General features: G+C 38.4%; 23 protein-coding genes and 1 riboswitch. Of the genes, 10 read left to right on the forward strand and 13 right to left on the reverse strand.

Going from position 1 to position 22,703, the window contains the following annotated elements; genetic code table 11:
- Positions 1–201 precede the first annotated feature (201 nt).
- From MHI34_RS21565 to MHI34_RS21575, 3 genes are all read left to right on the forward strand, one after another.
- A complete protein-coding gene (locus MHI34_RS21565) occupies positions 202–522 on the forward strand; it encodes a transposase (RefSeq protein WP_271912921.1) in 321 nt (106 codons plus the stop codon).
- A gap of 8 nt (positions 523–530) precedes the next feature.
- Positions 531–689: a hypothetical protein gene (locus MHI34_RS21570; protein ID WP_155273184.1), complete on the forward strand. Its 159-nt coding sequence runs from the start codon at positions 531–533 to the stop codon at positions 687–689.
- A 101-nt stretch (positions 690–790) separates the two neighbouring features.
- The gene (locus tag MHI34_RS21575; RefSeq protein ID WP_155273183.1) at positions 791–1,141 is read left to right on the forward strand and encodes a hypothetical protein; all 351 of its coding nucleotides are present in this window, start codon (positions 791–793) and stop codon (positions 1,139–1,141) included.
- A 294-nt stretch (positions 1,142–1,435) separates the two neighbouring features.
- Here MHI34_RS21575 and MHI34_RS21580 read toward each other — a convergent pair whose 3' ends face one another.
- A complete protein-coding gene (locus tag MHI34_RS21580) occupies positions 1,436–2,050 on the reverse strand; it encodes an HD domain-containing protein (protein ID WP_342504495.1) in 615 nt (204 codons plus the stop codon).
- A gap of 708 nt (positions 2,051–2,758) precedes the next feature.
- Between MHI34_RS21580 and MHI34_RS21585 the strand changes: the two genes are divergently transcribed.
- Positions 2,759–3,316, forward strand: a complete 558-nt coding sequence (locus MHI34_RS21585; RefSeq protein WP_089933748.1) for a helix-turn-helix domain-containing protein — start codon at positions 2,759–2,761, stop codon at positions 3,314–3,316.
- Entirely contained in the window at positions 3,256–4,143 is an 888-nt protein-coding gene (locus tag MHI34_RS21590; protein ID WP_230593949.1) for an IS3 family transposase, read from the forward strand. The genes MHI34_RS21585 and MHI34_RS21590 overlap by 61 nt, the downstream gene beginning before the upstream one ends.
- 80 nt (positions 4,144–4,223) lie before the next feature.
- Here MHI34_RS21590 and MHI34_RS21595 read toward each other — a convergent pair whose 3' ends face one another.
- The 6 genes from MHI34_RS21595 to MHI34_RS21620 form a co-directional block, all read right to left on the reverse strand.
- On the reverse strand, positions 4,224–5,267 hold the full coding sequence (locus tag MHI34_RS21595; RefSeq protein ID WP_330493839.1) for a DUF917 family protein: 1,044 nt from the start codon (positions 5,265–5,267) through the stop codon (positions 4,224–4,226).
- A 14-nt stretch (positions 5,268–5,281) separates the two neighbouring features.
- Complete coding sequence (locus tag MHI34_RS21600; protein WP_342503957.1) at positions 5,282–6,856, reverse strand: OPT/YSL family transporter; 1,575 nt, start codon at positions 6,854–6,856, stop codon at positions 5,282–5,284.
- Between the two features lie 22 nt (positions 6,857–6,878).
- Positions 6,879–7,631 carry an IclR family transcriptional regulator gene (locus tag MHI34_RS21605; RefSeq protein WP_036123024.1) on the reverse strand — a complete coding sequence of 251 codons (753 nt, stop codon included), beginning with the start codon at positions 7,629–7,631 and terminating at the stop codon, positions 6,879–6,881.
- A gap of 11 nt (positions 7,632–7,642) precedes the next feature.
- Positions 7,643–9,319 carry a hydantoinase B/oxoprolinase family protein gene (locus MHI34_RS21610; RefSeq protein WP_342503958.1) on the reverse strand — a complete coding sequence of 559 codons (1,677 nt, stop codon included), beginning with the start codon at positions 9,317–9,319 and terminating at the stop codon, positions 7,643–7,645.
- A gap of 3 nt (positions 9,320–9,322) precedes the next feature.
- Positions 9,323–11,359, reverse strand: coding sequence for a hydantoinase/oxoprolinase family protein (locus tag MHI34_RS21615; protein ID WP_089932528.1), 2,037 nt, complete (start codon positions 11,357–11,359; stop codon positions 9,323–9,325).
- A 490-nt stretch (positions 11,360–11,849) separates the two neighbouring features.
- The gene (locus MHI34_RS21620) at positions 11,850–13,529 is read right to left on the reverse strand and encodes a formate--tetrahydrofolate ligase (protein ID WP_089932530.1); all 1,680 of its coding nucleotides are present in this window, start codon (positions 13,527–13,529) and stop codon (positions 11,850–11,852) included.
- Between the two features lie 212 nt (positions 13,530–13,741).
- On the opposite strand from MHI34_RS21620, the gene MHI34_RS21625 reads away from it, so the two are divergent.
- The gene (locus tag MHI34_RS21625; protein ID WP_004269397.1) at positions 13,742–13,942 is read left to right on the forward strand and encodes a cold-shock protein; all 201 of its coding nucleotides are present in this window, start codon (positions 13,742–13,744) and stop codon (positions 13,940–13,942) included.
- Positions 13,943–14,046: 104 nt separating this feature from the next.
- On the opposite strand, the gene MHI34_RS21630 is transcribed toward MHI34_RS21625, so the two are convergent.
- Positions 14,047–14,832: a VOC family protein gene (locus MHI34_RS21630; protein WP_036123010.1), complete on the reverse strand. Its 786-nt coding sequence runs from the start codon at positions 14,830–14,832 to the stop codon at positions 14,047–14,049.
- A 158-nt stretch (positions 14,833–14,990) separates the two neighbouring features.
- Between MHI34_RS21630 and MHI34_RS21635 the strand changes: the two genes are divergently transcribed.
- Positions 14,991–15,476, forward strand: a complete 486-nt coding sequence (locus tag MHI34_RS21635) for a flavin reductase family protein (protein WP_036123007.1) — start codon at positions 14,991–14,993, stop codon at positions 15,474–15,476.
- An 82-nt stretch (positions 15,477–15,558) separates the two neighbouring features.
- Here the strand turns inward: MHI34_RS21635 and MHI34_RS21640 are convergent, their stop codons facing one another.
- The 3 genes from MHI34_RS21640 to MHI34_RS21650 all read right to left on the reverse strand — a co-directional run bounded on the left by MHI34_RS21640 (position 15,559) and on the right by MHI34_RS21650 (position 17,717).
- Complete coding sequence (locus MHI34_RS21640) at positions 15,559–15,714, reverse strand: YezD family protein (protein WP_080717081.1); 156 nt, start codon at positions 15,712–15,714, stop codon at positions 15,559–15,561.
- 69 nt (positions 15,715–15,783) lie between these two features.
- Positions 15,784–15,880, reverse strand: a riboswitch (SAM riboswitch).
- Positions 15,881–16,089: 209 nt separating this feature from the next.
- A complete protein-coding gene (locus MHI34_RS21645) occupies positions 16,090–16,764 on the reverse strand; it encodes a phosphopantothenoylcysteine decarboxylase (RefSeq protein ID WP_036123004.1) in 675 nt (224 codons plus the stop codon).
- Between the two features lie 74 nt (positions 16,765–16,838).
- Complete coding sequence (locus MHI34_RS21650; protein ID WP_036123002.1) at positions 16,839–17,717, reverse strand: LysR family transcriptional regulator; 879 nt, start codon at positions 17,715–17,717, stop codon at positions 16,839–16,841.
- A 134-nt stretch (positions 17,718–17,851) separates the two neighbouring features.
- Here MHI34_RS21650 and MHI34_RS21655 point away from each other — a divergent pair, with 134 nt between their 5' ends.
- Together MHI34_RS21655 and MHI34_RS21660 are read left to right on the forward strand one after the other, a co-directional pair.
- Positions 17,852–18,751 carry a DMT family transporter gene (locus MHI34_RS21655; RefSeq protein ID WP_036122999.1) on the forward strand — a complete coding sequence of 300 codons (900 nt, stop codon included), beginning with the start codon at positions 17,852–17,854 and terminating at the stop codon, positions 18,749–18,751.
- 162 nt (positions 18,752–18,913) lie between these two features.
- A complete protein-coding gene (locus MHI34_RS21660) occupies positions 18,914–19,282 on the forward strand; it encodes a hypothetical protein (protein ID WP_058844686.1) in 369 nt (122 codons plus the stop codon).
- Positions 19,283–19,382: 100 nt separating this feature from the next.
- Here MHI34_RS21660 and MHI34_RS21665 read toward each other — a convergent pair whose 3' ends face one another.
- Together MHI34_RS21665 and MHI34_RS21670 are read right to left on the reverse strand one after the other, a co-directional pair.
- Positions 19,383–19,820: a general stress protein gene (locus MHI34_RS21665; protein WP_342503959.1), complete on the reverse strand. Its 438-nt coding sequence runs from the start codon at positions 19,818–19,820 to the stop codon at positions 19,383–19,385.
- 191 nt (positions 19,821–20,011) lie between these two features.
- Positions 20,012–20,452: a DNA starvation/stationary phase protection protein gene (locus tag MHI34_RS21670; protein ID WP_058844685.1), complete on the reverse strand. Its 441-nt coding sequence runs from the start codon at positions 20,450–20,452 to the stop codon at positions 20,012–20,014.
- A 216-nt stretch (positions 20,453–20,668) separates the two neighbouring features.
- On the opposite strand from MHI34_RS21670, the gene pepF reads away from it, so the two are divergent.
- Positions 20,669–22,483: an oligoendopeptidase F gene (gene pepF / locus MHI34_RS21675; protein ID WP_342503960.1), complete on the forward strand. Its 1,815-nt coding sequence runs from the start codon at positions 20,669–20,671 to the stop codon at positions 22,481–22,483.
- Positions 22,484–22,703 lie beyond the last annotated feature (220 nt).

Genomic DNA, 22,703 nt, shown 5'->3' on the forward strand with positions numbered 1-22,703 from the left:
GTGATTATAAATAACTAAATATAAAATAGGAATAATGAACTGATAAAAATTTTAGGAATGGCAAATAAAAGTGATACTATGTTGAAAACCATAATGGCTAATTTCAATAATTTCTAAGGTGATATTATCCCCTTTAGGTAGACAATGTTAAAAAAACTACAGTACGCTGTAGATAACAGTTTACTTTAAGGGGGTTTTTCTATGTCGAGAAAAAATAATACGTATTCAAATGAGTTGAAATTAGAAGTAGCACAGGCTTATTTGGCGGGAGAAGAAAGTATGCAAAAGGTTGTGGAAAAATACGAGATTCGTAATGTTTCACAAGTAAAGGTATGGTTGAGAAAATTTAAAGAAGTAGAATCGATTGAAGCGTTTAACCGTCTTCCATCTTCAGGGTCAGGGGCAAAAGACGTAAAAAATCCGTTCAAAGGCAAACGGATTCACTTCAAGGATATAGAAGAAGAACGTGACTACTACAAGGCACAGATAGAATACTTAAAAAAGCAGTACCCAAATCTGTAAATGGAGGAATGCCCACTTATCCAGATCGTTATCAAATAATTGAAGAAATGAAAGACCGTTATCCGATTACGTGGCTTGCAGAAATGGCGAAAATCCAACGTTCCGGCTATTATAAGTGGTTGAAAAATAGCAAGGTATCGTTGCGGAAACAGGATGATATCCTCTGAAAAGAACACATTTTAACCATTCATCAAACAAATAAAATGTATGGTTATCCACGCATAAAAATCGCTTTACGTGATAAAGGATTTAAGGTGAATCACAAAAAGTGTATCGATTAATGAGCGAATTAGGCATCCAATCCATCATCCGTAAGAAACGTCGCGTGTGGAAAAATCAAGTATCACGTACATTTGACAATGTGTTAGAACGCCAATTTAAAGACCGTGCAAAGAATGAAGTATTCGTCACAGACATTACGTATTTACCGACAGAAACAGGCTTTCTATATCTGTCTGCCATTCAAGATTTAAACAACAACGAAATTGTGGCTTGGCAAGTAGGCAAATGGAATGATTTACAGCTGATGATGGACACATTAAGCGGGTTAACAACAAAAAGAAATGTGTTATCGAAGCATCATCCACTCAGATCAAGGCTTTCAATACACATCCCTTAAATATCATCAAACAATTGAACAACTTGGCATGATTGGCAGCCATTCCCGCAAAGGTAATTGCCACGATAACACCTGCATTGAATCATTCTTCTCACACTTTAAAAGAGAATGTTTGTATCTTTTACAAGATCATTCTGAAGAGGAAATGATCCGAGCTGTTGAACAGTATAACTATAAACGCTTCCAAAAACTACTCAACCATCTGACACCGATAGAATATCGACATCAGATAGCTGCTTAGTCTTTTTAAAACAGTCTACTTGACAGGGGTAAATTCAAAGGCGGTTCTTTGTGCTATTGACCGATTTCGTGCTGTAATTGCTTTAAAAAGCTTTCCATAAATTGATGACGCTCTAAGGCCATTTGCTTGCCCTTTTCTGTCACCATTAAATCTTTTAGTAGTAGTAATTTCTCATAAAAATGCGTAACAGATGCAGTATTTTTTTGACGATATTCTGACTCAGACATATTTGTACGTGCGTCTTCGTCCTTATCATATAGCTTGCGACCTTTTGCTCCACCGTAAGCAAATGTTCTAGCGATGCCAATAGCCCCAATCGCATCTAAACGATCAGCATCTCGAACAATCTTTGCTTCCAATGAGGTTGCTTCTAGCTCATTTCCACCATTAAACGACACTTGTGCGATACAGTCTCGAATATGCCGCTTTTTTTCCTCTCTAACAGGTAACTCTGCAATAAGCTGTTCTTCCTGTTCCTTGCTATCAGTATACTTTTTGTCACTAACATCATGCAAAAGCACCGCTATTTTGACCACCTCAACATCTGCTGTAGGCTCGGTATGTAAGATAGCTAATGCGTTTTGATAAACGCGTTCAATATGTTGAAAATCATGACTAGCATCAAATTGTGCATATACTTCACGTACTTTATTCATTAAATGATCCATCATGTACTCTCATTCCTTTCCTATAAGATTATACTGTACTTTTTCGAGTAAAAGGTAATGTAGTAAAATAAAAAAACAACATCATTTCAATTGACAAATTTTTCTGAATATTATATGATAAACGTACAGAACAATCTATTTGTTCTGTATCTCATATTTTTTTAGTCGTGTACAACAGCTATGTGTTTGACAAATGGAACATCAACTTCAGCGGGCTTACAATTGAATAACCTGTTTTAAAGATGACGTGCGTATTGAAAACCAATCATCTAAACAAATAAAAGTGAACACTTTCCCTTAGAAATTCTTTGTTTAACCCGCATAGCCATATGTACATGCCAAAAAATATGAACAACAAGTTAGTTTGATGCATGACCAAAAGGATTTCACTAGATGTAGCAAAAGTGAATTGTTTTTTATTAATGGTTGTTACCTTCTTCTAGTCAATTATTTGAGTATGTATGAACGTAGCTCCTCCCATTAATGAAAATCGTGCACGATCCTTGTTTACAGCTTGTGAACACCATGTTCAATGAGTTGTGCTCATTAGAATGAAAAACATGTAAGCCATAAATGTATGAAGCGATAAAGGAAGTAGGAACAATTTTGATAAAAAGTATGACCCTCCCGCTGAAGGACAAATAAAAGCTGCCCATCTTGGTGCTGCACCCCAAAAGTTAGAGTAAAAAACTTTTGGGGTGTTTTTTTATGGCAAAATATAGCGATGAATTTAAGTTAAAGGTTGTGAAAGAGTATTTAACAGGAAAAATAGGTCTTAAACGATTAGCTAAAAAATATTCCATTCCATCTACTACAGCAATTAGAACATGGGTAGCTGCCTACAAAGCATATGGGAATAATGGTATTAAACGAAAAAGAAGTAAGGAAGTCTATTCTGTTCAATTTAAAGTAGATGTATTACACTTTATGAAACAAACAGGTGCTTCCTATCAAGAGACAGCGATTCAATTTAAGATGAACAATCCACGTTTAATCGCTAAATGGAACCAAAAATTTCTGGAAGAAGGGATAGAGGGCCTGCAAGAAAAAGCAAAGGGGCGCCCATCTATGTCGAAAAAATCAAAACCAACTAAACAAGAAAAAGAAATGTCACGTGAGGAGCAGTTAGAACGTGAAAATGAACTGCTTCGTCTAGAGGTGGCATACTTAAAAAAGTTGAAGGCTTTTCGAGAGAACCCGGAAGCATTCCTCGGAAAGCACAAGCAGTCATTGCCTTTGAACTCAAAGAAGAAGGATTCCGATTAAAAGACATTTTAATGCGTGTAGATATTCCAGAAGCTACGTATCATTATCACATCAAGCAACTGCATCAGGAAGATCCAGATAAGGGATGGCAAACATTGATTTTAGAGACGTTTAAGAAACATGAAGGACGATATGGCTATCGTCGTATACATACGGAGTTAAAAGCGCAAGGCTACATCATTAATCACAAAAAAGTACAGCGCATTATGCAGGAATTAGATTTGAAATGTGAGAAATTCGTCCGCAAGTCGCGCTATAAATCGTATAAAGGTACGGTTGGAAAAGTGGCGAAAAATCGTTTAAATCGCCGTTTCTATACGCATTACGCCGTACAAAAAGTGGTGACAGACGTAACTGAATTCAAATGTACAGATGATGAAAAACTATATCTGAGCCCAATTATGGACTTATATAACGGAGAGGTTATTGGGTTCAGTATGTCTAAACGGCCTACAATGGATTTTGTGCTGGACTCATTGAAACAAGCCCTTCCAGTCATTCGAGAACGTGCAGAATATCGAACAACAATCCATTCAGATCAAGGCTGGCACTATCAACATAATAAATGGGTGAAAACATTAAAGCAGAACAAGATTTTCCAAAGCATGTCTCGCAAAGCAACGTGTGCAGACAATGCAGCAATGGAAAACTTCTTTGGCTTACTCAAACAAGAAATGTATTACGGGGAAGAATTAGTCTCATATGACGTGTTAAAAAAGAAAATTGAAAAATATATCCACTACTATAACAACGAACGTATTAAACAAAAATTGGCCGGCATGAGTCCGGTAAAATACCGAACTCATGCCAGCCAATTAGCTGCATAAATAAAAACTCTAACTTTAAGGGGTCACTACCCTTACAATCAAGTAGATGATGGCAGCTTTTACTGTTTTGTCTTTTTTCTTTACAGTACGTCTTGAATGATTGCATCAATTTCCTGTAAAAGGGCTTCATTTTGCATCGTTGAACTTAATTTCAAATTAGCTTGGTCTACGTGGATAACTGCTACATGCATCCCCTCTTGAATACTTGCGCTTGGCACAGGAATCATTTTTTCGATATCGAATGTCATAATGAGATCTGGAAATTTCGATTGCACCTGTCCTTCCTTCGATAACGTCATATATTCATTCCAGAAAGTTAGGTGATAATCACCAACTGCTAATTTCCCAACATCAAAGCCATTTTCCTTCGTTAATGAATATTTCTTTACTGCACCTGAAACGATGTGTACCCCATTCAATTGCTGTAAAACATGAGCTAATTTTTCTTCAAAAGTTTGTCCCTTTAAAAAGCCATAGCCAAGCTCAATGGCCATTGTGATGGCATTTGGTGCACCATGCTTCTGTAGATAGTCAATCGTCACTGGATTTCTTGTTACGCCTACAAGCCCACCCGCTAAAATAGAGGCTTGACGTGCTGTTTTTGCCGTATTGTGTAAAGTTCCTTCCACAAAGCCTTGAACTGCAAAATGAGCTTTTCCTCCTGCGTAAAATTGTACGGATTGATAATTTGGTTGTTCATGTAGATTTAAAGAACCCATAATACCTGTCGGATGTGCTCGACCATTACAAGGAGCGTCAACGACTGGGACATTTAATAGGACCGACTGTAACCAGCCATTAATCGTCGTATTGGCACCATTTTCATTCGTAATGATGCCCTTCAGACGTTGATCGCAATAGTGATTCATACTATGGTAGCTCCAACAAAGCTGCTCGCTAGAAATGTATTGATCGGCTGCTGATGGTGCGCCGACCATTGCTACACATGCCACTAAGTCCTCATGATTTAATTCAGAGATATCCATTAATTGAGGTGTCCCAGCAGCAAAGATTTCCTCCACTAGCTTGAGCCCTTCCTCTAGGAGACCACCTCCGCCACCACCAAGGATTGCTCCTCCATAAACTGCAGCAATCCCATCCTCATATGATAATACTTTTGCCATTTCCTTACTCCTTTCTATTTCCCTATTTTTAGAATAGAAGAGAAGAAGCTATACAACGCATCTCCAGCAATGACACCCGCTGCAAAGACCGTCATTTCAGATTCTCTCTTGCCTTTCGTCATATACGTGAAAATAACACGAAGCAAGATACCCACTAATACAGCCCAACCAGCAATCGGGTTAATCAGTAATAAACCAGTAGCAAACAGGATACCCATTTGTCGTTTTGAACCACCTATTAATTGAATCAATGCACCAGGAATCGCCCAAATCATTAATTGTTTCGCTACATCGCCTGTAACACCTGATTGAATTGTCGCTGCATAGACATGATTCACTGGTGCTACTAAACCTTGTGCAAAATAAGATTTATAGGAAAGTAGAACAACTACTGCTGAAATCGAGAAGGCTAACATACCCGCAATCATTTGCTGCTTGCGTCCTTCTTTTTCTAAAGCTGGGTCACTACCATTTTCACGTAAAATGAAACCTGTTTTCAAATCATAGCCCATATCGGCAAATGCTACCCCCGTAGCGGCACTATAGCCTGCTAATAAAGCAAGTGCTGGTGCTGGGAAACCTATTAAAATACCAACAATTAGTGTAATAAATGCCACTGCAAATGCTGGGAACCAACCTGCATGCATCGCTGCAATACCAACGATTAGCTCATGGACAAATGCTGCAATTGTTGCGAAAATGATGAAGCCTATTAACATACCGAATGACATATGTGTAATTATTCCGCCTAAAAGGGCGATTAATAATGCAATGACTAAATAAGCAATAAACCCTACACCAAAACCTTGGCGAATTTCTTTAGCATCTTTTGAATAGCTTAACTCTTCTGACTTTTTAGCAGAGCGTTTATTCATTAATGTAAATGCTACTTGGAAAAGAGCCACAATTCCGGCACCAATCATAATACCATGTGGAATATAATAGGCATTTAAATCAACATTAAATAATTGAACAGAATAGCCTCTTAGTAAAAGACCAATTCCAAACATCGTCAGCGCCCAAATATTGCCGATGAACGCCACCCCAAAAGCTGACATTGGAATTTTAAGAACAGCTCCCACGATACCGATTAATACACCACCAACTAATACCTTTGCATTTTTACCGCCTTTATCGCCAGCTTTAATAGCTTCAGCAGTTGCAATCCCTGGTGGCCAAGTACCTGCTGCCGGGAAAATCTTTGTATCAAAAAATTTATATAATAATAAAGCATCAACAAACATCGCTAAAATAACACCGATAAACAATGGTAAAACTAAATTTTCATAACCTAAAACGTATGGAATACCGATTGGCAGCATTAAGCTACTTGCTGCACTAAATGTAGCCGATGAAATCGCCGTTTGAATAATATTTTGTCTGTGCACGGATTTGAATGCAATGAGCTTTCCTATTGGTATTCTTCCGAGAATCATCGCAAATATTGCCCCAACGATCGATGTATTAGCAGAAATCCCTAAAGTTGTAATCAGTTGAATCCCAATAATAGCCCCAACGACAGATGTTAAGACGATCATTAGTAACGTTACAGGCTCTAAAGCCCTAGGATGTAATACTTTATTATTCATAGTGACAGCTCCCCTATTGTTGTTATAGTTTTGAAATGTGTGATTGTATTTGCTGAGCTACTTTCACTAACTGTTCAAGCATATATTTCTCCCTTTGATCATTTAAATCATATACCAAACCAGAAATTGTAAGAGATGCGATGATTTCTTTTTTATAGTTAAATAATGGTACACTGATGCCAAATGCATGTTCATTATACTCCCCAACCGTTCCACACCAGTTGTTGCGACGGATTTGCTGCAGCTCTCCCTTTAATGATTCAAGGTAGGACTTATGTTCTTCTTTCGATTGTTCCTCTTGAAAGAAGGCTATTAATTCGAGCTGTCTGTTCTCCTCTAAATAGGCAAACATCACCTTACAGGAAGCACCGATGTAAAGGGGTGTCTTCGTTCCTAAAGACACCGCATACTTTACATTTTTATTGCTTTCGGCTATTTTTGTTGTGACACCATATTCATTGTCCATATAAGTAAGAAATACTGATTCATTCATTTCACTAGCAAGATTTTGCATTAATTCATAAATGGTCGAGTGTGGGTCTTTTGAATTCGATAGCACATCATAAAAAAGGTACATTTTGTAACCTAATTTATATTTTTTAGTGTATTCATCCTGTATTAAATAACCCGCTTCTGTAAATGTATTAATGGTTCTTTGCACAACACTTGTCGGCAACTTCATCATGCGTGAAATTTCACGAACACCTAATGCGTTTTCTGTCGTAGCAAAGCATTCTAGTATATCCAATGAGTTTTTTAATGTCTTGACAGTCATTTATTTCTCCCTTAAGCGTTTAGATAAGCGTATTGCTTTCTCGCCACTTCTTCAGAAATATATTCATTTAATAAATCACGTTCAATGGCTTCCGTGCTTCTTTCTAATGGATTGCCGTAACCACCGCCAGTTGCTGTAACAAGCTCAATACGGTCTCCTTTTTGCAATTCATAATTGGCAAGTACACCTACTGGTCCAACCTTCGTTCCATCCTTTTTATGAACGATTAAATAGTTGTGAGAGCCTTCCCCACCACCATTTAAACCGAATGGCGCAAATTGATGTCTGCCTAGGTTCACAGAAACCTTTTGACCATCATGATTGACTGTATAGACACGACGTACACCTAAGCCACCCCTAAATTGACCGACACCAGCACCATCGCAGTTTAAACTATATTCGTCAATTTGAATACCGTATTTTGTTTCTGCAATTTCCACAGGAAGGTTATAGGTTTCACCATCTCCCATGCAGTATTGCCCACTTTGACCATCCTCATCATTTGCTGCTCCCCAACCACCAACAGATGGTTCAACAATTAGGAACGACTCATCATTTTCAGGGTTTTTACCTGTTAAGATAAATGTACAAACGGACTGTAAATGCCCTGCCGATAATCTTTCTGGCAAATGCGGTGCAAGAGCTTTCCAAATTAAATCCGCAGCCCCAATACGCGCCTCAAAGTTCATGGATACAGGATGTGGACGTTTAGCGGAAACAATCGAATTTTCATCTGTGATAATCGTTAAGCGTTTAAAGACACCCTCGTTAATTACATCAATATCGCCAAGTAAAGCTAAGAACATAACGCGCACACTTGCCATTAAACCAAATTGTGAACAGTTCACTGGCACATTGACCGCAGGATGCGAGCCTCTAAAATCACAAATAAATTCTTCATCACTAATCGTTACTTTCACTTTAATTGGATAGGGTCCGCCCTTTAATGGATCCCCTTCAATAAAGTCTTCCGCATAAAATTCACCTTTTGGTAAATGGTGAAGCTCAAGCTCTACAATTTTCTCCCCCTTGTCCAATAATCTTTGAATGGACAATTTCACCGATTCAGCACCAAACTTCTGACAAAGCTCTGCAATGCGTTTTTCACCTGTTTTTAAGGCTGCCACTTGTGCAAACATATCGCCAATTGAAAGCTCTGGTAAACGAACGTTCGTTGCTATAATTTCATAGACCGCCTCGTTCAACTCCCCTTTATGATAAAGTTTGACACCCGGTAGCTGTAAACCTTCCTGATAGATTTCATTAGAATTACTTGTAAACGAACCTGGGTCCATCCCTCCTACCTCTGTCCAGTGTGCTTTATTGGCAGAGTAAGCAATAATTTCACCTTTATAAAAAATCGGTAATACTAAGCCCACATCCGATAAATGCGATCCACCCCCAACATATGGGTCGTTAATAATAATGACATCGCCTTCATGCAACTTTCCATTATCGAATTTTTCAATAACACGTTGCACCATTGGACTTAGCATCCCAATAAAGCTTGTGACACCATTCCCTTGGCTAATTAAATTACCTTTGGCATCCGTTAAACCACAAGCGTAGTCTAATACTTCATAAATAACTGGGCTCATGGATGAACGTGCTAGAGCCACAAACATTTCGTCCCCTATGGCTAGCAATGAATCTTGAATAATTTCTACTGCAAAAACGTCTTTTTTCATGTTTTATTTCCCCTCCATCTCTACAATCAAATTGCCATATTTATCAATTTCAATGGATTGCTTGTCATTGATTACGACCGTAGATGTTGGATTTTCCACAATAGCAGGACCTGCAATGACATAACCTGGTACGAGCTTTTGTTGATCGTAGACATTGACCTCTACCCAACCTGTTCCCTTCACATATAAATTACGCTGTGCTTTGATACATGTGGAAGCGTCGACCTGTGAGAAGTCTAGTTCCTTAAACTGAACTGCCTCATCTTTTCCGTAGATTGTAAGATGTAAATTGACTAACTCAATGGGCGTAGCTGGTAAATCAAATGAAAACTCTTGTTTATGTTTAACATGGAAAGCCTCCGCTAATTCGCGTAGCCCCTCTTCTGTAATCGTGCTAGTCGATGCGTTCAATTTCACTGCATGCTCTTGTCCTTTGTATCGTAAATCATAATTAATCTCAAAATAATAATGATCCTTTGATAAAGGGGCATCCGCATAGGCATTGGCAATCGCCTGATCAATATTTTCTTGAATTGCCGCAAGATGGTTGGCATCAAAGCCCATTAAACTTGTTTGAATATAATCTTGTCGGTATTCTGTCATCATCATACCTAATGCTGAAAAGACGGAAGAACCATATGGAATAATCACTTTTTTCATACCTAATTCTTCTGCTAGGTTAATCGCATGTAGTGGGCCACCACCACCGAATGCTACCATTGTGAAGTCTTCTGGATCATAGCCTTTACGAATCGAAATCAACTTCAGTGCATTTAACATATTAGAGTTCGCAATATCTAAAATACCTTGAGCCGCTTCTTCTGCCGTTACATTAAACGGTTTCGCAATTGCTTCCACTAGAGCCTCCTCTACTTTGTCAATGGATACTGGATTATCAAAGTTTTCTAATGATAATCTTCCTAAATACACATTTGCATCGGTAATTGTCGGCTGTGTATTGCCTAAGCCATATGCCACTGGCCCTGGGTTTGCACCAGCAGAATCTGGACCAACCTTTAACGAGCCAAATGGATCTACACGTGCGATGGAGCCACCGCCATTACCGATTTCAACAATATCCACTACAGGCGTTTTAATTGGATAACCCGCAAATTTTTCATTTCTTTCGATATAGTAATCTGTTGTCACATTTACTTTGCCATCTGTAATAAGGGAGCATTTTGCCGTCGTCCCACCAACATCGAACGCAATAATATTCGATTCATTGAGTAGCTGCCCTAATTTGGCTGCCCCAAACATCCCCGCAACAGGACCAGATTCCACTAAATTGATAGGTAGCTCCATTGCTTTATCAAAGCTTGTCGTCCCACCATTTGATTGCATAATTTTTAAATGGTCTGTAATACCGATCGTACTTAATTTTTCTTTTAAGCTTTTTAAATAGGCATGGGCAATCGGCTTTACATAAGAATTCAACACCGTTGTATTCGTTCTTTCATACTCACGATATTCTTTAATGGTTTCACTTGAAAGTGTGATATACACCTCAGGCCAAATTTTTAAAATTTCCTCTTTTAGCTGTTGTTCATGAATAGGGTTTTTATAGCCGTGAATGAATGAAATGGCAATCGCCTCAACACCCAATTTTTTAAATTTACGAACGATTTCATCGACTTCTTCGGTGTTAAGCGCTTTCATAATATTTCCTTTAAAATCGATGCGTTCATCCATTTCCTGTCGTAAGTAACGTTCTACAAATGGTTGTGGCTTTTTATATTTAAAGTTATATAAGTCCGGTCGATTCCCACGTGCAATTTCTATGACGTCACGGAAGCCTTTAGTTGTAATTAACCCAACTACGCCCCCTTTTCTTTCCGTTAATGTATTGATAATAACCGTTGAACCATGAATAAATGATTCAATCAGAGATTCTTCTGTAACATGTCGTCCTAATACATTTAATATGCCATCCTCAAAGTGACCAGGTGTTGTATGTCCCTTATCAAAATGAAGATTTCCTTTTTCATCTGTGAAAACTAAGTCGGTAAAAGTACCGCCAATATCTGTTGCGATTTTCAAGACTGCATCCCTCCATGTTCCTATTATCGGAACAGTGTTCCGAATTAGAATTAAGTAAATTATATTTAAAAGAAAAAGAAAATTCAATGTATTTTTTAAATAAAAATTCATTTGACAATTAATCTGCGTTGTAAAAATCCGCTCTATCTTTCCAAAATCAGAGAACTATTAATAAAAAATACCAAAAACATTTATATAAGGAAAGTTCTCATGATTTTTTTGCAACATAAAAAAGATCCTAATTTTCACTAGAATCTTAAAATTTTTTAAAAAAATTAACTTTTATGAACTTTCACTCATGTAGTAGATGAAGAAATCAACTAAAATTTCACATTTATGCCATCCTTGAATTGTAAATAGACGATGAGTCGTGCGGAAAATAAATAGTAGCTCTCTTCCAAATTATGCAGAGAGCATCTAGGAACCAAGTTTTCCCCTTTATCCATTAAAAAAAGCTGCCCATTTAAGTTGGGCAGCTTTAAAGAAGATATTAGAATAATCCTACTGCATGGCCTTCATTATCAACATTCATGCGAAGGGCAGCTGGAGTTTTAGGTAGTCCTGGCATGGTCATAATATCGCCTGTCAGACAAACTAGGAAGCCTGCACCAAGCTTTGGAATAACTTCACGAATTGTGATCGTAAAGCCTTCTGGTCGGCCGAGTAAACTTGGTTGGTCGGATAAAGAATACTGTGTTTTCGCCATACAAACTGGCAGAGAGTCCCAGCCGAATTTTTCGATTTGAGCAATTTGTTTTTTGGCTTGATCTGTAAATTGTACATCTTTTCCGCCATATACCTTTTGCACAATCGTACGCACTTTTTCTTCAATGGACTCCGTTACATCATATAAAGGAGAGAAGTTGTTTTCTTCTTCAAGCACAGCTAATACTTGTTCAGCTAGTGCTAATCCGCCTTTCCCGCCCTCTTCCCAGACATTTGTACGGGCAATACGAACTTGATTTTCCTGACACCAGTTCAGAACAGCCTCTAGCTCCGCCTCTGAGTCTGTAATAAAACGATTTAACGCAATAATCGGTTCAACACCAAATGTACGTACCGTATCAACATGCTTAGCTAAGTTTTCAATTCCTTGTAGCAGGGCATTCACATTTTCGTCAACAAGTGCCGTTTTCGGTACACCACCATGCATTTTTAAGGCACGAATCGTTGCTACGATAACGACTGCACTTGGTTTAAAGCCCGCTTTACGTGCTTTAATATTCATAAATTTTTCAGCACCTAAATCGGAGCCAAAGCCCGCTTCTGTTACGACAATGTCCGCTAGCTTGCGAGCAGTTTGTGTCGCCATAATGGAATTACAGCCGTGGGCAATATTCGCAAATGGACCACCATGTATAATAGCTGGTGTTCCTTCTAATGTTTGAACTAAGTTTGGCTTGAAGGCATCTTTCAATAATAATGTTAAGGCACCTTCTACTTGTAAATCACGTACAAAGACAGGCTCACGCTCAAATGTATAGCCAACCACAATGCTAGCTATGCGTTCACGTAAATCCTCAATACTTGTCGCTAAACAGAACACCGCCATAATTTCGGAGGCCACTGTAATATCAAAGCCGTCCTCGCGCGGCATGCCCTGAACAGGGCCACCTAATCCCACAACCACTTTACGAAGGGCACGATCATTTAAGTCCATCACACGCTTCCAAATAATGCGTCGTGGATCAATGTTTAATGCATTTCCTTGATGGATATGATTATCAATGAATGCGGATAAAGCATTGTTGGCTGTTGTAATCGCATGAAGGTCACCAGTGAAATGTAAATTAATATCCTCCATTGGTACAACCTGTGCGTAGCCGCCGCCAGTTGCCCCGCCTTTTACGCCCATAACTGGACCCAATGAAGGTTCCCGTAAAGCGACCATTACTTTCTTATTTAATTGATGAAGAGCATCTGCTAGTCCTACAGTAACCGTCGACTTCCCTTCACCTGCTGGTGTCGGACTAATAGCTGAAACTAGCACAACCTTTGCGTCCTCACCCTGAGCTGTAATTTTTAAAGGATCAATTTTTGCTTTGTAGCGTCCATACTGCTCAAGAGCATCCTCTGGAATACCCGCAGCATTGGCAATTTCCGTAATCGGTTTGATTACTGCTTGACTAGCGATTTCTAAATCTGATAATGGTTGATTTTTCGTTGTCATTTGGCATCCTACTTTCTATGTTGTTCATTTCCATTATAGTCTTAATTGTGAAAAAAAAGAAAGCCAGATACACAAGCATTTCGACAATCAATTGACATCTTTGTTCAATTCATGTATGTTCTAAGAGAAAATGCAATTTTTCACATTTTCTCAATGATAGCACAACTTAGTTAACTTTATTTTACATTCAAGCGCATTGGAGGCGAATGCTTATGCAACAGGGGATCGTAAAGTGGTTCAATAATGAAAAGGGTTATGGCTTTATTGAATGTGATGATGGAGAAGATGTATTTGTACATTTTACGGGCATCCAGGAGGAAGGCTTCCGTACACTTGAAGAAGGTCAGAAGGTGTCATTTGATGTTGTGGAAGGCAATCGAGGACCCCAGGCATCAAATGTTGTAAAATTATAAGCTCCAAAATTGAAAGTGGATGAGGTAGATGAATAGTGCTCAATCCGCTTTTTGACATGTTTGCACATAAAAATCCACTTCAACTGTTGAAGTGGATTTTTAATTTATCTATTAATCCAATAAAAAGCACCTGGACAAACTAATGTTTCCTTTGTTCGGTGTGGATCTTTCAATGTTACACCGATGGGTCCTTCCTTTAAATGCCCTAGCGTCATGGCAGATGCTGCCGCCTCCTCATAAAAATCCAAGCGCATATTTGGTAGCTGTAGTGACACAAATTGCTCATGCTGCTCGGAATCGGGTAGCTGTAATACCTTTTGCCAAAGCTGAACCGTCTCCTCCACATCCTTGACAAAAAACTGAATAGATTCCATTGTGATGGCTTGGTTTTCATCGATTGCACCACTAGCTTTTAATTGTGCCAAACGTTCCTCATCTTCATCTGCCCATTCAATTAAGAATGGAAAATCCAATGAAAGGTTGGGCATGCCAAAATGCAATAGCTTCCATTCTAGTGTCGTGCCATCTGGTCTTGTTCGGCTACAAGCATCGGGACCATATACTTCAAAGCCCAATGCACGCAATCGTTGACCCTCGTCTTCAATATTTTTGGTGCGCAAGGCAATTCGTGAAAATCCTTGGCGCTCACGATCACGTTTAAACGTATAATGTAGGGAATAAGGGTACAAAGCCGCTTGCTCAAATAAATCACGATCATAAATAGCGATTTGTTCAATATAGCTTAAGCCAAAATAGCTTAGCGTATTATAAGTCCCCCACATCGTGTGTTGACCACCGTTCACTGTACGGACATTTCGTTTATTGAAGAAAACCTTTATATTTTCTGGTGATTCTACTTGATGTACCAGATGATCAAAATATAAAGTCATGGCAATTCCCCTTTCTTTCCCCCATTAGCTTTACCTGGATGTTTAATTGATTTAAAATTTACTTAAGAAAAGGAGTTACTATATGGTATGAAAAAAAGTGCAATTTACCTACTAACTCCGTTAACTAATTTATGACTAACTATAAAGAGGTGATTTGAATGACAGATCAAGTAGCTGCTTTTAAATTGGCATTAGGTAACTATCCTACAGGTGTAACGGTTGTGACAGCATGTCATGAAACGAATCCAATTGGCTTAACAGTCAATTCTTTTGCATCTGTTTCCATTGACCCACTACTTATTTTATGGTCACTTGATAAAAAATCTCAGCTCCATTCTTACTTTATGGGTGCGGAAAAATTCGCTGTCAATATTTTAGCGAGTAATCAAGAGCATTTATGTACATTATTTGCAAGTAAAGTCCCGGATCGCTTTGCTCAAGCTAAATGGTCTACTTCTACTTTTGGGCTACCGATTTTACATGATACAGCAGCTATTTTACAATGTAAATCATTTCAGCAAATAGATGCAGGCGATCATACTATTTTTATTGGGCAAGTGCTAGACATTACAAATTCTCAAAAAGAACCCCTTCTCTATCATCGTCGTCATATCGGTCCAATTCCAAAAAGCTTTTATAGCTAATTTCCATAAAAAAGAGCCACTTGTAAGCAATGGAAACCATGCTTATTGGTGGCCTTTTCACATCGTTCAACTGAAATGAGCATTATTTCTTCTGTGGAAATCTCTGCTTTTCAAGCCTATTAATTTGCACAATCACACCATCTTGAATCGTAATATTCACTTCACCAAATTCAAGATTTTGAATTGCCTTAGCAATTGCCTCTAATTTTTTATCATCTACCTTTGCCGATTGAGCCATACGATACACCCCCTCTTTATTCTCCTAGTTGTACAAAAGAGGCCAACGCATCAAACCGATTGATAGCCCCTCCTATCTCTCAGACACCATCTGTTGGATTTGGCACCTATCTTCTCGGTTGCCGAGGCTTCATGGGGCCAAGTCCCTCCACCTCTCTTGATAAGAGTACTGCGTTTCTTGAAAATAATTCTATAATTCTGTTATCCGAATGTCAATATAAAATATTAGAAAACCTAGTTGAATACTTTGTAATAGCATCCTCTCTGTTATAATTCACTCATAATCCTATCGTATTGTATGCTATGTCAGTCTATCTAACCACAATGGCAAAGAAAAAACTGTGTAGAAGTATGACCTTCTCCACAGTTCATCACGTTATTCCCTATGCAAACATTCCATTAAAGTTTGTGCTGTCTGTTGCTTGCCCATCACCTTAATTGGTTGTCCCTCAGCAGGCACGATCCAATGAGGCTCATCTCCGCCATATAAAGACTGCGAGCTATTTGCAACCATAAATTGAGCATGCGCGGCTTCCATACGCAGTCTTGCACGAGCGAGTAAAAAATCCTCATCATTTGTAGCTTCTAGCTTAAAGCCCACTAGCGTTACATTCGGTTGCCAGCCCTTGATTTGCCCTAATACTTTTGGTGCCTTTTTAAAATGGATAATAGGTGGTTCGTCAGAAGGCATTTTCCCCGCTTCCTCCATTAAATTACCGGATTGATCATAAACCTTGTCAATAACCCAATCGGAGCCAGCAGCAGCCATAATAACAATATCGACTTGTTGTAGCTGAACCGCATGACGTACCTTTTCTCCTAAATCCTCAATACCTTCAAATTTTACCAATGTCATTTTGTCGTGGTTTGCTGGAAGCTGTGCAAAGTAGCCATGCATATATATTACATTCGCACCCTTAGCCAATGCGGCCTCTGCTAAATAACAGCCCATTGTCCCTTTTGATAAATTCGTGTGCCCTCGTACACGATCCCATTTTTCAAGTGTTCCCCCACTTGTAATGAGTACGGTTTTGCCTTGTAATGTCCCCATACACTCACCTATTTTCTACAATATATACAAATACTATTTTAACGTAATGTAAGGATGTGCTTCAATAGCCACAATCATAGCGTACTATTTTGCTCTTTTAACCAAGCACTTAATATTTCCGCAAATTTCTTGGTAACAGGGGAAGCATGGTGCTTCATCGCAATTCCAATGGTACGGTAGCCTCCTTGCTTTAGCGGGATTGCTTTTAACGTTGATGGTAAATGTTGAATGACCAATTGAGGCAAAATACTAATGCCCAAATGATGGGAAATCATTGAAAGAATCCCTACCTCCTCAGAAAGCTCAAAGCGAATATGGGGCTTTACATGATATTGCTCCAACAGTACCTTTACATCATTTGTCCCTTTATAGGAAGTCATGATAAAAGGCATATCTTCTAGGTCAACAATATCAATTTCTGTCTTATGAAATAAAGGGCTTTTATCTGAAACAATACATAATAAAGGGTCTTGTTGTAATTCCATAAATTGATATTGCTCTGATTTTTGACCATTCAAGAATCCTACTTCGACTTCCCCACTTAGCAGCCATTGTTCAATTTCGTAATAATCTCCCTCTCGTAACTCTACTTGTATCCCTGGAAATTGATGATCCATAATACGAACAATTTCTGGCATCCAATTCGAGGAAATACTTGAAATAACGCCAATTCGAACTTTCCCGCGTGTTACACCCAGTATATGGGCCGCTTCCTGCTGCAATAATTCCTGGGCATCCAGAACCTGACGCATCGCCCTTAGCATGGTCTGCCCCTCACTCGTCAGTGTTACACCTGCACGACTTCGATGAATGAGAGCAAAGCCAAATTCTTTTTCTAAACTAGACACGGCATGGCTCACAGCAGACTGCGTTAGTCCTAGTGCATCCGCTGCTTTTGTAAAGCTTGCTACCTCTGCCACCTTTGTTAAAATCTCATATTTAACTAAGCTCATCCGTCATCCCTCTATATACATGAATTTTTTTAATCCTATTCATTATAAACATTCGTTTTACTAATCACAATACAAGATATATAGTAAATTTTAGTATAAAAACTGTTTTAGTACACAGATGGTAGGTGAACATAATGAGTATCCAAGGAAAAGCAAATGTATTGATGGTTATTGTCACAATGTTTTGGGGACTATCTTATACCTTTATGGTCATGGGGCTTGAAACATTGGCAGTTTATAATGTGGTGGCATTGCGTTGTATCATTGCATTTTTCGTAGCAGGACTTATTTTTTATAAACGGATGATCAAAGTAAATGGTAAAACATTAAAATATGCGGCTATTCAAGGATTTTTATTATTCATTGTGTTCGCGTTAAGTTTATTTGGTTTACAGTCTACTTCTGCCTCAAATGCAGGCTTTATTTTAAGCCTAACCGTAGTATTAGTGCCGATTTTCAGCAGTTTCATTGAAAAAAAATTACCATCGAGAGCCGTTAGCTTTGCGGTCATTTGCACGATGATTGGTATTACAGTCTTAACAGCACATGGCTCATTCACCTTCCATAAAGGGGATTTATTAGTAGCCATTGCAGCACTATGCTATTCCATTTATTTACTACTGAATAGCTCATTTACACGAAATGTTGAATCCATTTCATACGGAATTTATCAGCTCGGCTTTGCTGGTATCTATGCCCTTGTCTTAACATTTATATTTGAAACACCGACATTGCCAAATTCAATGTCATCTTGGCTGGCTATTTTAGGGCTCGGTATCATTTGTAGTGCATTTTGCTTTGTTGGCCAAACTGTTGCACAACAGTATACTTCTGCTACACATACAGGACTTATTTTTTCATTAGAACCAATTTTTGCAGCCATGTTTGCCATGATGTTTATTGGTGAAAGTTTAACAGTGAAATTAGTGATTGGCGGTAGCTTTATCCTTATTGGTAATTTAGTGGCTCAATTAGAGCACTTTCATGCGTTACGTTTTATTAAAAAAGAAGCACAGGAAAAAGTCATACAATAAAATAGTGTGTCATGTCACTTCATTTACGAATGAAAAAGGAAGCTGAGAGTTATATCTCAAGCTTCCTTTTCTACTATGTATTGAATTTATAGCATCACTACATGTAAAATAGTTTACTATACAGTCTATTTTTTACAGAAACTAATTGGAGGAGAGTCATCTATGCAAATTCAACCCCGAAATACATCATACTATTTACCAGCTAAGGTCAATCAACCTATTAAAACAGAAAACCTATTGGATTTACTTAAATATGTGGATGGCAGTGAAGAGGAAGACGCCAAAAAGAACAAATCGAAAATTGAAGTCAGACACGAAAATGGCTATGTGCGTCAATATCTTGTTAAACCAAATGGACAAAGAGTACTCCTGATGGAAACTAAACAAAGCCATGACAATAAAGAAGCTAGCCATTTACATACTATGCCTCATAACCTGTTTAAGCAGCCATTTGAAAAGCCTACAAGTGACCCGATACTTTCGATTTTAAATGCGAAGGATAACATTGCTAAATATAGATATGGGATTTAAAGGAAAATAGTGTTAGATAAAATAATAGACAAAGTCGAATAAAACGACTTTGTCTATATTTTAACCAGCAAGCCAGAGCCATATCTCACTGGTTTGATCATTATAAAAACCTTCTATATTGCTCTGCCTCTATCATACGCTCTTGCTGTTTTAAACGTGCCTCTTGCTCGGCAACTGTCTCAGAATGTGCTTGTAGCAGATCTACATCATCCTCACGTTCCGCATATAAGACGATACTACCTTGCTCCACAAGATGTGCATAATAAGCGATTTGTCCCTCTGATAGATTAAATCGTTTTAAGCCCTCTGTCACAGCCGAGTCACCTGTAAACCAAGACTTAAATTGGTCCACCCAATTACCAGCCTCATGTGTTTGGACATCAGCATCCCATTTTACATCCTCAAACTGTTCGGAATCTTTCGCAATAATATGAATATCCTCTTGTTGATAACCTTCTAACCGCATACTTTCTAAAATGTGAAGCATTTCATCCCTCGTGTGGGCCACCTCAATTTGTGGGTTTTGTTCATTCATCATGTTCAATTCCTCCTAATTTATATGGCTTACTAGATAATTACCCTTGCTGTACACAAGCAAACGCTTTTTACCAAACTGTCATAATTGTTATGAACCCTTAATACATGTTATGGCTTTGACATCAAGCATTAATTGCAGAAAAAAAGCATGCCAGAGTACTTAATATCTCCAACATGCTGTAACTGTCGTTTTTACTTGTCAAGAAAGGCTTTTAACATCCATGTATGCTTTTCAAGAGATTGGTACATGGCGTTAAGTAAATCCTCTGTACGATCGTCCCCTTCTTCTGCTGCTAGCTCCATTGTGGAATTTAATGCTTTCATGAGCTTTTGGAAATCCGAAATTATCGTAGCGACCATTTCCTCTGTCGTCTCATTTCCTGCCGCCTCCTCTACATAGGAAAGCTCTAGATGTTCTTTTAATGTTGCGACTGGCTTGCCATCCTTTGAAAGAATACGCTCCGCAATTTCATCTAAATTCAAGGTTGTTTCATTATACAACTCTTCAAATTTTGCATGCAGTGTAAAGAATGAGTGTCCTGTCACATACCAATGATAATTGTGCAGCTTTGTATAAAGTACAGACCATGTAGCCACTAGCTTATTTAATTGTTTGTTTAAGTTTTGTGTCATAATCACTTTCTCCTCCAATATGTCTTGTTCTAGCCTTTAATATGTGTAACAAATGATGTCGGCTATACATCTATTGTTCCCGCCCGACAATATTTCAAACATGTCTTCGACAAACGATCTACATTAAGAATATTGCAACTATTCTATGAAATTATTTCACTTTCCGAAATAGTTTCGTTATAATGAAATCACTTACATGTAAAGGGGTGTCTATGAATGGAAGTTTTACCATTACGAAAAGATGTAGCAGTAGAAGAAACTTGGGATTTAACAGATTTATTGAACCATGATGCTGATTTTGAACCTACTTTAGCACAATTGGTGGAAGACGCACTTAGCTTCGAGCAGCAATACCAAGGAACGATTACAGATGCACAAAAAGTTATTGACGTGCTATCTGCCTTTGAAGAGCTACAAAAAAGGTTTGTTCCGATTGGCACGTATGCCAGCTTAAACCTTGAAACAGATCGTACAAATGATGGAGCGCAAATGCGGGCTGCAAAATTTGCTACAGCTATTGGAAAGGTAAGCAGCGCTCTCTCCTTCGTGCGCAGTGAGTTACTAGCGTTGGATGAAGCTATTTTACAAGAAGCGGCAGCATCAAGCCCTCTTTACAAACGTTATCTAGAGGAACTGTTAAAGCAAAAGCCTCACCAGCTACATCCTGAAGTCGAAAAAGCATTGGCAGCATTTAGTGCTACATTCGATGCACCATATGAAATATACAATACGACGAAATTAGTAGACATGAACTTTGGTCAATTTGAAGCCAATGGTGAAAAGCATCCACTTAGCTTCGTCCTTTACGAAAATGACTGGGAGTTTGAAGCGAATACAGAAATACGCCGCGCTGCCTTTAAAGCCTTTTCAAGCAAGCTACGCGATTACCAGCATACAACAGCACAAGTGTATAACACGCATATTCAGCAGGAAAAAACAATGGCAGACCTACGAGGCTTTAACTCGGTCATTGATTATTTACTCTTTGATCAGGACGTCGATCGTTCACTCTATAATCGTCAAATTGATTTAATTACGACAGAGCTTGCCCCACATATGCGTCGTTATGCAGCTTTAATTCAAAAAGCCAATGGTATCGATAAAATGACATTTGCAGATTTAAAAATAGCGCTTGATTCTGATTATGATCCAAAATTATCGATGGCTGAGGCGAAAGAATATGTTGAAAAAGCATTAGCTGTTATGGGGGAAGACTATAATCATTTAATGGATAGAGCCTTCAATGAACGTTGGATTGACTATGCACCAAACAAAGGAAAATCTACAGGGGCATTTTGCTCAAGTCCGTATGGTAGCCATCCTTATATTTTAATGTCATGGAACGAACGCATGAATGAAGTCTTTACTCTTATTCATGAGCTTGGTCATGCAGGGCATTTTGCGAATACGCATGAACATCAATCTTATCTTAATAGCCGACCTTCTCTATACTTTATTGAAGCACCATCAACAATGAATGAAATGCTGTTAGCGAATTATTTACTAACACATAACGATGATTTACGGTTTAAACGTTGGGTGATTTCAAATATTGTGTCGAAAACGTATTATCATAACTTTGTCACTCATTTACTAGAAGCAGCCTATCAACGTAAAGTGTATGGATTAATTGATGCTGGTGAAGCTGTTAATGCAACAATTTTAAATCAATTAAAACGCTCTGTGCTAGAAGATTTCTGGGGTGATACAGTCGACATTTCTGAAGGTGCAGAACTTACATGGATGCGTCAACCTCACTATTATATGGGTCTTTACCCATACACATATAGTGCTGGGTTAACCATCTCTACACAAGTGTCTCAACGTATTTTAAAAGAGGGCGACACAGCTGTTGAAGAATGGTTAGCTGTCTTACAGGCTGGTGGCACAAAATCACCAGTAGAATTAGCACAAATGGCTGGTGTCGATATTACAACAGACCAACCGCTTCGTGATACGATTGCCTATATCGGTCATTTGATTGATGAGCTTGAACGCCTAACTTTGGAAATTGAAGCGGTTCAGCAATAATCTAGCAAGAAAACGGTCCTGCATGCTAAAGGTGCAGATCGTTTTCTTTTTTTAGTTCTAAGTGGAAAAATACGTACATATAATAGAATCAGGGCGTCCCTCTACATTTTTTAGATATTTCAAAATAGACAATCATTTTTCTTCATACAAAAGTACCGTTATTATTAAGAGTACGCAAATTATTTAGCAATATACGATTAACAATTATTAAAGGAAGTGT

This window comes from Lysinibacillus sp. FSL L8-0126, from assembly GCF_038630385.1.
In the GTDB taxonomy this organism is placed as follows: domain Bacteria; phylum Bacillota; class Bacilli; order Bacillales_A; family Planococcaceae; genus Lysinibacillus; species Lysinibacillus fusiformis_D.